This is a genomic window from Arthrobacter sp. 01T425 (genome assembly GCF_056398725.1).
In genome coordinates this window covers 17,620-30,173 of sequence record NZ_JBFTPY010000032.1, presented here as the reverse complement: position 1 = coordinate 30,173, position 12,554 = coordinate 17,620, and the positions used below count along the sequence as shown (strand labels likewise).

Sequence of the window (12,554 nt, the reverse complement as noted above, 5' to 3'; positions counted from 1 at the left end):
CCACCAACAGCAACCCCACAAACAGCAACCCCACAAACAGCAACCCCACAAACAGCAACCCCACAAACAGCAACCCCACAAACAGCAACCCCACAAACAGCAACCCCACAAACAGCAACCCCACAAACAGCAACCCCACAAACAGCAACCCCACCAACAGCTACCCCACCAACAGCTACCCCACAAACAACCCCACAAGCCAAGGAGCAGGACAATGACTGACCAACGGAAATTCGAAATCGTCTACGACACTGAACTGCCCGGTACCCCGGAACGGGTGTGGGAGGCCGTCACCAAGGACACCCCGGCCTGGATGTTCCCCACGGACCAATGGCCGGCGGTCCGGACCGTGGACGAATACCCCACCCGTCTGGTGTCCCGGATGGACGGTCCGGATGGCTGGTTCAACCAGCTGGAGCACGTCCTGGAAGCGCTCGACGGTGGCCGGGCACGGCTGCACTATGTGCACAGCGGCATCTTTGCGGACAACTGGGATGAGCAGTACGACGGCGCCAGCAAGCACACGGCGTTCTATCTGCACACCCTGGGCCAGTACCTGAAGTACTTCGACGGCAAGCCCGTGGTCTTCGCGGACATCCAGGCACCCGCGGCTTCGCAGACCCCGGACGGCTTCGACCGGCTCAAGCGGGCCCTGGGCGTCGACACTGCCGCTCCGGGGGAGACGGTGGAACTGGAGCTCGACGGCGTCGGGCCGCTGGCCGGCGAAGTGGACTTCGCCAACGAGAACTTCCTCGGCCTGCGGACCGCGGACACGATGTACCGCTTCTTCGGGCGCAACGCCTTCGGCGCGCCGGTGGGCATGACCGTGCACGACTTCAGCGGCAGCGGGGACGCCGGGGCGACGGCGAAGGCCTGGGCCGGGTTCCTGACGAAGGTCTACGCCTGATCCCGCGACGCGCATCCTGCCTGGCGATGCCCTGAACGTTCGAGTTCGCCGGAACGGGCCGAAGTCGCCGGAATGGTCCGGCGACTTCGGACGTTTCCGGCGACCTCGAGGCGCGGGAAAGAAAGGGCGTCGCGGGACGGGCCTGTGCGCGACTCGGTTCAGGCGATGGCCGCGGCCGGCGGGGACGACAGGTTGCGCCGCAGCTGCGGGGAGGCCTCCAGCCGGTCCTGCGCCGAACGCAATGCCAGCACGGCCGTCTCCAGCTGCTCCGGTGGCAGCGTGAACGGCAACCGCAAGTACTGCTCAAACGCGCCGCCGACGCCGAACCGGGGGCCGGCGGCGAGCCGGATCCCGACGTCGGGGGCCAGCACCGCCAGTGCCGTGCTGATCGGCGCCGGGAGTCGGCACCAGACGGACAGGCCGCCGACGGGCCATTCGGGCTCCCAACCGGGCAGGTGCTCCCGAATCAGTTCCACCAGTTTGTGCCGGTTCCCGCGCAGCGCGGCCAGCCTGTCGGGGAGCGGCTCCGTCATGGCATTGACCAGATGCGCCCCGGCGAGCTGCTCCACCACCGGCCCGCCCAGGTCCAGGGTGGTGCGGGCAGCGGCGAAACGCTGAATGAGGGGCTCGCTGGCGCGGATCCAGCCGGTGCGCAGCCCTGCCCAGTGCGACTTGCTGAGGGAACCGAGGGAGACCACCGCCGGGCTGAAAGCGGCCATGGGGGTCGAGGCGGCGCCGTCGAGGTTCAACTCGCGCAGCGTCTCGTCCACCACCAGCACAGTGCCCGACGCCGCGGCCGCCTTCACGAGCCGGCGCCGCTGGGAATCGGGCATCAGCCGGCCGGTGGGGTTGTGGAAGTCCGGCACCACGTATGCCATCGCGGGCCGCTGCTGGAGCAGCGCCGTTTCCATGGCCTCGAGGTCCCAGCCGCCTGCGCCGTTGTGGGCAAGGCCGTTACCGCCTGGGCTGTGGAGACGGCCGCCGTGGACTGCGCCGTCATGGCCTGTGCCGCCGGGTGTTGCGGCAGGCATGGCCACCGGGACCGGTCGGCAGCCCGCAGCCCGGATCGCGTCGAGGGCGTTCGGGTAGCTCGGATGCTCCACCAGCACCTTGGTCCCGGACCGCCCGGCCAATGTGCGGAGCACAATGTTCAGCGCGTGCTGGGCGCCGGAGGTGACCAGGACCTGCGCGGCCGTTGTCGGGACCCCGGCGGCGGTGTACCGGGCCGCAATGGCTTCCCGGAGCGGGCCCACGCCCAGGGCGTCGTAGCCGAAGCCAGGCAGCAGGGCCGGCAATTCGGTCAGGGCCGCGGCAAACGCCCGGTGCACCACTTCGCCGCTCGCGGGCAGGGAGGCGTAAGCCAGGTCCAGGATCCCGTCCGGCACCGCCAGGCCGGGCGCGCCACTTAGCCGCAGGGCTCCGTCGTGGCCGCCGGCATGCAAGGGCCCCTGGCTTGGGATGCAGCTCCGGCTCCGACTGCCCTGGCCGCTGCTGAGGAAACCCTGCTCTCGCAGCAGGGCGTAGGCCGCCGTCACCGTGGTGCGGCTGATGCCAAGGGCCGCTGCCAGCGAGCGCTCGCTCGGCAGGGCGACGTCCAGGGCTACGCGGCCGTCGAGGATGAGCAGGCGGACGACGTCGGCCAGCTCGCGGTAAGCGGGGGCGGCACCGACGTTCCACTCGCCCAGCAGGCGGGCCAGCGACCCCGGAGTCAAAGAGACGGACATAGAGCCAGTATTTCAAACTGGCTATGGATTGCAAGGCCAGTTTTCGTGGAGGATGGAGACCATGTTGACCCGCAGACTCCTCCAGCTCCTCATCGGCCTCGCTCTTTACGGCATTTCCCTCGCCATGGTCATCCGCGCCAGCCTCGGCACGGCGCCGTGGGACGTGCTCCACCAGGGGCTGGCGGCCAGGACCGGGCTCAGCCTCGGCACGGTGGTGGTTGTTGTCAGCTTCCTGGTGCTGCTGCTGTGGATCCCGCTCCGGCAATGGCCCGGCGTCGGAACCCTGTGCAACGCGGTGCTGGTGGGGGTCTTCGCGGACATCGGGCTGGCCCTGATTCCACAGTTTTCGCATCTGGGCGGCCAGATCTGCCTGCTCGTCGGGGCCGTGCTGCTCAACGGCGTCGCCTCCGCCTGCTACATCGGCGCCCGCCTGGGCCCGGGCGCACGGGACGGGCTCATGACGGGCCTCGCCCGGCGGACGGGCTGGCCGGTCCGGGTGTGCCGCACCGGCATTGAAGTGGTGGTCCTTGGCGCGGGCTGGCTGCTGGGCGGCTCGGTCGGTGTGGGCACGGTGCTGTACGCGCTGGCCATTGGCCCCCTGGTGCAGTTGCTGCTGCCGCGGTTCACCGTTCCGGAAGCGCGTCCGGTCCCTGCGGCAGGAACTGAAGCGGCAGGAACTGAAACGGCCGGAACTGAAGCGTCCGGAACGGAAACGGAAGCCGCCGTTGCCGGGACGGCAGTTCCTGTGACGGCGGTCCCTGTGGCGGCGGGCAGCGAGCCGGCCGATTGATTTCCGCGGGTTAATTCCCGCGGGCCCCGTCAGCCGGCGCCTTCTCTTCCGGGGCCCGGCAGGGGCTGGCAGGTGGGGCAGTAGTAGATGTCCCGTTCCTCGGTGAAAGTGCCGGCGCCGTTCTCCTTGCCCAGGACGCCGCGGCGGATCGGAGTGCCGCATTTGAGGCACGGCTGGTGCTCGCGCCGGTAAACCCAGTAACCGGGACGCCCGGCGGTGCGGCCCACCGGCACGCCCCGCGCGTTCAGCACTGTGGTCCGTCGGCCCGGCCCGAGGTTGGCGGAGAGCAGGACCTGGGCGTCGGTAATGATGGCGGCCAGATCCGGCACTGCCGAGACGGGCGACGCCGGATGGACTCCCGCGAGGAAGCAGGCCTCGCACCGGTAGATGTTTCCGATCCCCGCGAGCTTGCTCTGGTCCAGCAGGGCGACGCCTATCGGAACGTCCGGAGCCGCGAGCAGCCGGTGTTCGGCCTCGGTCGCGTCCCAGTCCGGGCCCAGCAGGTCCGGGCCGAGGTGCCCCACGATGGTGTCCTCCTGGTCGGTCCGTACCACCTCAAGGATGCCCAGGGAGAACCCGACGGCGTCGGCCGTGGCGGTCCGCAGCACGCAGCGGGCCGTGAAGCCGGGCTTCCGCCAGCGGCCCCCGGGCGGGTAGACCTGCCAGCTGCCCTCCATCTTCAGGTGCGAATGGATGGTGAGCCGGTCTCTGGACGTCGGGCCCTGGACGCGCATCAGCAGGTGCTTGCCGCGGGGCACCACCTCGGCCACGGTCCAGCCGCCGAGTTTCAGGGTGGCGAAGCGCGGGACCCGGAAGTCGGAGGAGACCAGTTCCTTCCCGGCCAGGGCAGCGTGCAGCTGTGCGGCGGCGCGGAAGACCGAATCGCCCTCAGGCACGGATCCTCAGTCCCTTGGGCGTGGAATAGGCCCCGGCCTGGGCGAGGGCAGCCGCCACCGGGGTGTCCAGGATGCCGTGGCCGTTGACCTTTTCCATGATCAGCTTGTCCACCGCGCCGCGGGTCACCACACCCACCAGGGCCGTGCCGGCCGCGGCCAGGACGTCGGGGTCGTCGCTGAACGCGAGCAGGGTCTTGCCGCCGCGCTCGACATAAAGCGCCAGGGCGCCGTTGACCAGGACCACGAGGGCGCCGGCCTTCCGGCCCGGGCGGTGGCCGGTGCCGGCGTCGACGTTGAGCGCGGGCCACGGCAGCGCGGCGCCGTAGGGGTTGGCGGGGTCGGTCGCGGCGAGGGCCAGGGCCACCGGTTCGGCCTTGTGCAGTTCGGCGTCTTCGACGTAGGACCGCAGCCGGTCCACCGTGGCGGGGACGGCGAACTGGGCCGCACCGAGGTGTTCGATGAAGTAGCCGCGGCGGCAGCGTCCGGCTTCCTCGAGCCGGGCCAGGACCTTGTACATGAGGCCGAAGCCGCCGAGGATGTTTTCTGCCATGACCGAGCCGCGGGTGACCACGCCGTAGCGGTCCAGGAGCAGCTCCGCGGTGGCCCGGGCATGGATGGTGGGATCGAGCTCCGGGGAGGGCAGCGCGGACCAGCGTCCCGCAGCGAGCGGGGGAGCGGGCGCGGTGCCGGTCACGGATCCGTACCGGCCGCCGGTGAGTCCCGGTGATCCGAGCAGGCCGGTGCCGTGCGCCCGTCCGAGCCGGCTGAGCCGCGGCGCGCGGGCCCGCGGGGCGCGCCCCACCTGCCGGTGCGCGGTGTGGCCGCCGGCGATCAGGGCCCTGACGGGAGCGAACGTGTCGCCGGTAATCCGGCCCGCCCAGGCGAGATCCCAGAGTGCGGCCACCACGTCCTGGTCGCTGAGCACCGAATCCATGCCGCCGGCAACCTCGGTCAGCTGCCGGAAGAAGTAGCCGCCGCCGTTGTTCTGCAGGTGCTCGAGGAGCCGTCGCTGCGCGTCGCCGGGTTCGAAGTCGATGGACGGGTTCAGCGTCAGTTCGGCCGAATCGGCGAGGTGCAGGCTCACCCAGCCGTCGTTGCCCGGCAGCGAGCCGGCACCGGACCAAAGGACCTCGCCGGCGGCCATGAGCTCGTCCAGCATGGCCGGCTGGTAGTTGGAGACGCGTCTGGCCAGGACAAGCGGCTCCCATGCCGAGGCCGGAATGGGCACGCCGGAGAGCTGGTCGATGGCCGTGATGATGCCGTCCAGGCCGCGGAGCGCGGACTGCCCGCGGCCGCCCGGGGTCCGCACGTTCTGCCAGGCGGGAAGGAATCGGCCGTAGGCGGCGGCGTCCACCGGTTCGACTTCGGCGCGGAGCGCGGCAAGGGAACGGCGGCGCAGCCTGCGGAGGACCTCGGCGTCGCACCATTCGCTCACGCTGGCCGGAGGCAAAAGGGGAGGCAAAACAGTGGGCAAAACGGCGGGCTGGAACGCCTCCTCGCCGGATCCCTCCACCCCGGATTCTTCACCGCCGGCTGCCGTGCTGGCTGACGTGCCCGCCGGTGGCGCAGCGTGCGGGCGGAACTCTCCTTCCACCACGCGCCCGTCCGCGGCCAGCCGCTTCAGTGCCGTGCCGACGACGGCGACGCCCAGTCCCAGCCGCGCCGCGGCCTCGGCGGCGGTGAAGGGCCCGTGCGTGCGGGCGTAGCGCGAGACGAGGTCGCCGAGGGGGTCCGCGACCGGTTCGATGAAGGCCAGCGGCACACCCATGGGCAGCGGCACGCCGAGGGCATCCCGGAGCCGGGCGGCATCCTCGACGGCCGCGAAGCGTTCGATGCCGCCGATGTTGACCTTGATCGCCCGGTTGGCCCGCTGCAGTGCGGTGAGGTGGGCGGCGGCGTCGGCCTCGGTTGCCGGGGTTTCGACAGGCAGGCCCCCCTGGCCGGTCTGGTCAGTCCCGGCGGTCCCGGCAGCCTCGCTTCCCTGGGCTGGGCCCGCCACCGGCTCCAGTCGGGCGGCGACCTCGCCCGGCGAGAGCGGACCGAGGAGGCGCAGGAGGTCCGCGACGCCCTCCAGCCCGCGCACCTGGCGGTCGCGGGCCAGCCGCTGCAGTTCGCGCTCGGTGGCCTCGATGACCTTCGCATCCAGCAGTTCGCGCAGCTCCACGCGGCCCATGAGCTCGTTGAGCAGGGTGGAATCGAGGGCCAGGGCGGCGGCCCGGCGCTCCGCCAGCGGGGAGTCGCCTTCGTAGAGGAACTGGGCCACGTAGCCAAAGAGCAAGGACTTCGCGAATGGTGAGGGCTGCTGGGTGGTGGTCTGGACGATCCTGAGCTCGCGGCGCTCGACCGACGCGGCGATGTCCTTCAGCGCCGGAAGGTCGTAGACATCCTGCAGGCACTCGCGGACCGTCTCGAGGACAATCGGGAACGTCGGGTACTTCCGGGCAACATCCAGCAGCTGCGCCGAACGCTGCCGCTGCTGCCACAAGGGCTGCCGCTTGCCGGGATTCTGCCGGGGCAGGAGCAACGCGCGGGCCGCGCACTCGCGGAACCGGGAGGCGAAGAGGGCGCTCCCGCCGACCTCCGCCGTCACGATCTGCTCGATTTCCTCCGGGTCGAACAGGAACAACTCGGCGCCCGGCGGCTCATCCTCCATCATGGGCACGCGCAGCACGATGCCGTCGTCGGCGGCCATGGCCGAGCCGTCCATCCCGTAGCGCTGCTGCAGGCGCTGGCCCACGGCCAGGGCCCACGGTGCGTGGACGGGCATGCCGAAGGGGCTGTGCAGCACCACGCGCCAGTCGCCGAGCTCGTCGTGGAAGCGTTCCACCACGAGGGTCGTGTCGCTGGGGACCACCTCGGTGGCGAGCCGTTGTTCGGCGAGGTACTGGATCAGGTTGTTCGCGGCGTAATCGTCCAGTCCGCTGGCCTTGCACCGCTCGGTGGCCGGCCCGACGTCGGACGCCGCCAGTTCGCGCATAAACGCGCCGAGGGCGCGGCCCAAGTCCACCGGCCGGCCCAGGGAGTCGCCCTTCCAGAAGGGGAGCTTGCCGGGCTGGCCGAACGCCGGCGAGACCAGGACACGGTCGTGCGTGATGTCCTCGATCTTCCAGCTGGTGGCGCCGAGGGCGAAGATGTCGCCAACCCGGGATTCATAGACCATTTCCTCATCGAGTTCCCCCACCCGGCGCCCGCCCTTGGCCGCGGCGGCGGCCGGGCTGGCTGCCCTGCCGTCCGCACTGGCGCCGCCGGAGGAACCGCTACCGCCGGTGCCCTCGACTTCGGTGCCGATGATGTAGACGCCGAACAGCCCGCGGTCCGGGATGGTGCCGCCGGAAGTGACGGCGAGCCGCTGCGCGCCGGGCCTGCCCTCGATGGTCCCGGCGTTCCGGTCCCAGATGACCCGGGGGCGCAGTTCGGCGAATTCGTCCGAGGGGTAGCGCCCGGCAAGAAGGTCCAGGGTGGCTTCGAACGCGGAGCGGGGGAGCGAGGCGAACGGCGCCGACCGTCGGACCGTGTTGAACCAGTCCTCCACGTCGATGGCACCGAGGGCCGTGGCGGCGACCGTCTGCTGGGCCAGGATGTCCAGCGGGTTGGCCGGTACGCTCAGCCGCTCGATCTTGCCCGCGAGCATCCGCTCCACGGTGATGGCCGTGTGGACCAGGTCCGCCCGGTGCTTCGGGAACAGGACGCCCTGGGAGATTTCGCCGACCTGGTGGCCGGCGCGGCCCACCCGCTGCAGGCCGCTGGCCACGGAGGGCGGCGACTCCACCTGCACCACCAGGTCCACGGCACCCATGTCGATGCCGAGCTCGAGTGAGGACGTGGCCACGACGCAGCGCAGCCGCCCGGATTTCAGGTCATCTTCGATCAGGGCGCGCTGGTCCTTGGACACGGAGCCGTGGTGGGCGCGGGCCAGGACGGGATCGGCGCCGGCGGTGCTCCCGGCCTGGGCCATCATGTGGGCCGGTGTGGCGGTGGAGGTGGGCTGCGCGGCGGCGCCGCCGGACGGCATGCCCACGCCGCCGGACGGCACTGGACTCGGCACGTCATTCGGTCCGGCTTCGAAGTCCGGGGCGCCGGCGCCAAAGTCCGTCCAGCCGCCGCCGGCTGCCAGGAGCTGGCGTTCGGCGTAGATCTCGTTGAGCCGGGCGGTCAGCCGTTCGGCGAGGCGGCGGGAGTTCCCAAACACGATGGTGGACTGGTTGGCGAGCACCAGGTCCACGATCTTTTCCTCCACATGCGGCCAGATGGAGGCCTGGGGCTGCAGCCCGGAGGCCGGGCCGGAGTCGAAGGCCCCGGCGGCGCCCTGGAGATCGGACATGTCCTCCACCGGGACGGAGACGGTCAGGTCCCAGTTCTTCCGTGACGGAGGGGCGACAATTTCCACCGGCGCCGAGCCGGCGAGGAACTGCGCCACCAGCTCCTTGGGTTCCACGGTGGCCGACAGCCCGATCCGCTGGGCGGGCTTGGGCAGCAGCGCGTCCAGCCGTTCCAGCGATACTGCCAGATGCGCCCCGCGCTTGGTGCCGGCGACGGCGTGGACCTCGTCGACAATGATCGTGTCCACTTCGCTGAGGGTTTCGCGGGCCTTGGACGTCAGCATCAGGAAGAGCGATTCCGGGGTGGTGATGAGGATATCGGGCGGGTGGCTGAGCAGCGAGCGGCGGTCCGACGCCGTCGTGTCCCCGGACCGGACACCCACGCTAATGAGCGGGGCCGGCAGGTCCAGGCGTTTGGCGGTCTGCGTGATGCCGATCAGCGGCGCGCGGAGGTTGCGTTCGACGTCGACGCCGAGAGCCTTGAGCGGGGATATGTACAGCACGCGGGTTTTGCGCTGGGGCGCCTTGCCTCGAGCAGGCTTCCGGCGCCCGCCCTTGGCCGCCGGGTCCAGGCCGGGCAGGGCGTCGGGCTCTGCGGGCGCGGAGACGAGCAACCGGTCCAGCGCCCAGAGGAACGCGGCGAGCGTCTTGCCGGAGCCGGTGGGTGCGACGACGAGGGCGTGCGCACCGGAGGAGATGGCATTCCAGGCGCCGTTCTGGGCCGGGGTGGGCGCGGAAAAAGCGCCCAGGAACCAGTCCCGGGTCGGCCGGCTGAACCGGTCCATGGCGTCGGCCGCGAGTGTGCCGCCGGCGAGCTCCTGCCCCTTCATTCCTCCATCATGCCCTACCCCGCCGACACTATTGGCCGGGCCCCATCGTGGGGCGGCGGGTCCCATCGTGGCGCCCGCCGGGTCCCGCGGGGGCCAGGTGCCCCGGGACGGGCGGGAGCGCAGACGCGCTGGATCAGAGACGCGGGGGACGGGTGTTACTTGGGCTGGAAGGCACCGATGGTCAGCAGGTTGATCTCCGTGTTGGTGCAGGCGTCCAGTTGCTGCGGAATGAACAGCGACGCGGTGTCGTTGGGCGGGTAGACCCGGAATCCTGCCGCCGGTGTCTTGGTGCAGTCCGGGTAGTTGGCGGCCTGGGTGTAGCGCAGGGTGGCTGTGCCGGCTTTGCCCGGGGCAAGCGTGACGTCGGTGACCGGGCCCGAGTCGTCGCGGGTAGCGGCGGCGCCGATCGGCTCACCGTCGGCCCCTGCTGTGAGGGAGACGCCCGCGAAGCCCTTCAGCAGGCACGGTTCGGTGCCGGAGTTGGTCAGGATCAGCTGCATGTAGATGCTGCCGGCCGCGCCGCCGCCCGTGGCGTCGGTGGTGCCGGTCAGGCTTGCGGCCTTGCACAGCTGGGGGCCGCCCTTGGCGGTGGACGGTGCGGCGGCCGCAGAGGATTCCGGCGCGGCGGCGGACGTCGCGGGCGGCTGGCTGGTCTCCGTGGCAGACGGGCTGGGCGGGGACGTGGCCGACTGGGCCTGCGTCGAGCTGCCCCCGCAGCCGCTGAATAGGAGGGCCGCCGCGGCAGCCGTTGTCACAACCAGTGCGTGCTTCATTCGCTGAGACCTCATGGCTCAACCATTATCCCCGCCGTTGCCTTAGTCAACGATGCCACTGCGACGGAGCCCGATTGATGTCCGGATTGTGATTTCCCGGCATCGGCCGAGGTCAACTGCGCCGCGTGCTCTTTTCCGCAGCCGGCGAGCGGCTGCCCTAGTCGGTCTCGGGCCCCGAGCAGTAGTGGCAGTCGTCGGGGCAGGAAGCGGCCCAGGGGTCCGTCCCGGCCGCGGACCCGGACAGGATTTCCGGCTGCCGTGTCAGGGCCGTTGGCCGGTCAGTTGCCAGCATGGCCGGCTCCTTCGGGGTCTGCCACGCTCAGTTCAAAGCCGTCGGCAACGTGGAACAGCTGACGGTGCCCGCCGTCGGAGAGCACCCATACGACGTCGCCGTCGGGCGTGCGGTTATCGACCAGGCCCGCGTGCTCAAGGCGGCCGCTACGGTGGAGGTGGACGGCGTCGCCGATCTCGACGTCGTCCCAATGGGCGGCGCTGCCGGAAGGCCGGTTTTTCTGCAAGGTCATGAGGAGTCCTGAACGGTCACGGGAAACGAGGATGTGATCCAGCTAACCGCGGAATGGCCCCCCGCCTCAATGGTCAAGTGAATGAGACACTGACTTACTGTTGTGCACAAGTCCAGGGCCGGAAGTCCAGGGCCGGAGCCCCGGGCAGAACTCCAGACGTTAGGCGGCCGGGAACGTGTCCGTGTGGGCTGCGCGGCGGGTCAGCCAGGCAAAGGTGGGCGGAGGGGGCGGTGGGACAGTCGCTGGCCCGGCCGCCGTGCGCCCCGAGCTGCCCCCCGCTGCCGCGCGGCGCCGGCGCAGTTCCAGGGCGAGGCTCTCCTGGCCGCGGGCCATCGCCCAGCGGTGGTTGGCGGCGAAGGCCGGCTTCAGCAGCCAGCTCAGCCGCCGTAGCAGGGGCTTGGCGGCGCTGACGCGCCAGTCGTAGGTGATGACCGTTTCCGGCCCGTCAGGCTCGAAGGTCCAGCGGCCGGTGCCGTTCAGATCGCCTGCCGCGGTGAGGGCGAAGCCGCGGGCCGTGACGGGCTCCGTAACCGTGAGGGTCCAGCGGAGCGTATAGGGCAGCCAGCCCTTCGTGTAGAGGCGTACGGGTCTGTGCATTCCGGGCCCGGGCTCCGGGCCGCCGGCCACGGGCTCGACGCTGAGATAGACGGAAGGCCACCAGCGCGGCATGGCGGTGGCGTCGCCCAGGACGGCCGCGACCTCCTCCGGCGTGCCCGCCACGCGCCAGACGGTCCGGAACTCATAATCTGTGCTGCCCATCGGGGCCTCCTTTCAGCCCTGCGTGGATGCCCTCACTATCAATTCGGGCGGAAAGACCACCTGGGTGGGTGCGAAGCCGTCCTCCGATGCCGCCTCCCGGAGCAGCAGTTCCAGTGCGGTGGAGCCGATGAGGGCGCTGGGCTGCCGGATGGAGGACAGCGGGACGACGGCGGCGGCGGCGAACTCTATGTCGTCGTAGCCGATCAGGGCTATCTCCTGCGGCACCTTGACGCCGCCCATGAGCATCAGGCCCTGCAGGGCACCCACGGCAAGCAGGTCGTTGGCTGCAAAGATCGCATCCGGGCGTTCGGCTTCGGGCCGGGCCTGGATGGACTCGCCGGCCGCCCTGCCCGAAAGCACTGTCAGGGATTCCGTGGCGATGACCTCCAGCGTTGCACCCGCAACGGCGTCGATGGCCTTCCGCGCCCCTGCCAAACGGTCCGCTACCTGCCGGATGCTTGCCGGTCCGCCGATAAACGCGATCCGCCGCCTGCCCAGCGACAACAGGTGGGCCGCAGCCATCTCCCCGCCCGCCAGGTCGTCCACGGCCACGGAGGAGAAGCTCGTGTTCTCTGTCTGCCGGTCCACGAGCACTGTAGGGATGCCCCGGCGCCGGAGCTGCTCCAACCGGGGAATCACATTTCCTACCGGGGACAGCAGCACGCCCCGCACGCGCTGCTGCTCAAAGAGGTCCAGATACGCGGATTCCCGGCCTTCGTCCTCGTTGCTGTTGCCGACGAGGACGGTGAAGTTCTCCGCGGCGGCGCGGTCCTCCGCGCCCCGGGCCAGATCCGAGAAGAAGGGGTTGGCAGCGTCCAGGACCACCAGGCCGATGCTGTGGCTCATGCCCGCGCGCAACTGGCGCGCGGCGTCGTTCCGGACGAAGCCGAGCTTGTCGATGGCGGACTGGACCCTCAGGGTAACTTCCGCGGAAACCTTCTGCGGCCGGTTTAGCACATTGGAGACCGTCCCCACCGAGACGCCGGCCAGTGCCGCGACGTCCTTGACGCTCGCTGAAACCATTTCCTGTGC

Annotated in this window: 11 protein-coding genes; 3 read left to right on the top strand and 8 right to left on the bottom strand. The window is 70.6% G+C overall.

Annotated features, from left to right (window positions below; all coding sequences use genetic code 11):
- Both AC1DNG_RS21355 and AC1DNG_RS21350 read left to right on the top strand, forming a co-directional pair.
- Positions 1–218: hypothetical protein (locus AC1DNG_RS21355; RefSeq protein ID WP_476888272.1), on the top strand; the 218-nt coding region annotated here is incomplete at its 5' end.
- Positions 215–907, top strand: coding sequence for an SRPBCC family protein (locus AC1DNG_RS21350; protein WP_476888271.1), 693 nt, complete (start codon positions 215–217; stop codon positions 905–907). The genes AC1DNG_RS21355 and AC1DNG_RS21350, both read left to right, overlap by 4 nt.
- A 158-nt stretch (positions 908–1,065) precedes the next feature.
- On the opposite strand, the gene yczR is transcribed toward AC1DNG_RS21350, so the two are convergent.
- Positions 1,066–2,631: a MocR-like transcription factor YczR gene (yczR, locus tag AC1DNG_RS21345; protein WP_476888270.1), complete on the bottom strand. Its 1,566-nt coding sequence runs from the start codon at positions 2,629–2,631 to the stop codon at positions 1,066–1,068.
- A gap of 61 nt (positions 2,632–2,692) precedes the next feature.
- Between yczR and yczE the strand changes: the two genes are divergently transcribed.
- Positions 2,693–3,421 carry a membrane protein YczE gene (gene yczE, locus AC1DNG_RS21340; protein WP_476888269.1) on the top strand — a complete coding sequence of 243 codons (729 nt, stop codon included), beginning with the start codon at positions 2,693–2,695 and terminating at the stop codon, positions 3,419–3,421.
- Positions 3,422–3,450: 29 nt separating this feature from the next.
- On the opposite strand, the gene AC1DNG_RS21335 is transcribed toward yczE, so the two are convergent.
- The 7 genes from AC1DNG_RS21335 to AC1DNG_RS21305 form a co-directional block, all read right to left on the bottom strand.
- Entirely contained in the window at positions 3,451–4,317 is an 867-nt protein-coding gene (locus tag AC1DNG_RS21335; RefSeq protein ID WP_476888268.1) for a DNA-formamidopyrimidine glycosylase family protein, read from the bottom strand.
- A complete protein-coding gene (locus tag AC1DNG_RS21330) occupies positions 4,310–9,466 on the bottom strand; it encodes an Lhr family helicase (protein ID WP_476888267.1) in 5,157 nt (1,718 codons plus the stop codon). Before AC1DNG_RS21330 ends, AC1DNG_RS21335 begins: the two co-directional genes overlap by 8 nt.
- 155 nt (positions 9,467–9,621) lie before the next feature.
- A complete protein-coding gene (locus AC1DNG_RS21325) occupies positions 9,622–10,239 on the bottom strand; it encodes a DUF4232 domain-containing protein (protein WP_476850652.1) in 618 nt (205 codons plus the stop codon).
- A gap of 157 nt (positions 10,240–10,396) precedes the next feature.
- Positions 10,397–10,531: a hypothetical protein gene (locus tag AC1DNG_RS21320; protein WP_476850651.1), complete on the bottom strand. Its 135-nt coding sequence runs from the start codon at positions 10,529–10,531 to the stop codon at positions 10,397–10,399.
- Positions 10,518–10,763 carry a hypothetical protein gene (locus AC1DNG_RS21315; protein ID WP_476888266.1) on the bottom strand — a complete coding sequence of 82 codons (246 nt, stop codon included), beginning with the start codon at positions 10,761–10,763 and terminating at the stop codon, positions 10,518–10,520. Before AC1DNG_RS21315 ends, AC1DNG_RS21320 begins: the two co-directional genes overlap by 14 nt.
- Positions 10,764–10,922: 159 nt before the next feature.
- Entirely contained in the window at positions 10,923–11,522 is a 600-nt protein-coding gene (locus AC1DNG_RS21310; protein ID WP_476888265.1) for an SRPBCC family protein, read from the bottom strand.
- Between the two features lie 12 nt (positions 11,523–11,534).
- A complete protein-coding gene (locus AC1DNG_RS21305) occupies positions 11,535–12,545 on the bottom strand; it encodes a LacI family DNA-binding transcriptional regulator (protein WP_476850649.1) in 1,011 nt (336 codons plus the stop codon).
- Positions 12,546–12,554: the final 9 nt, after the last annotated feature.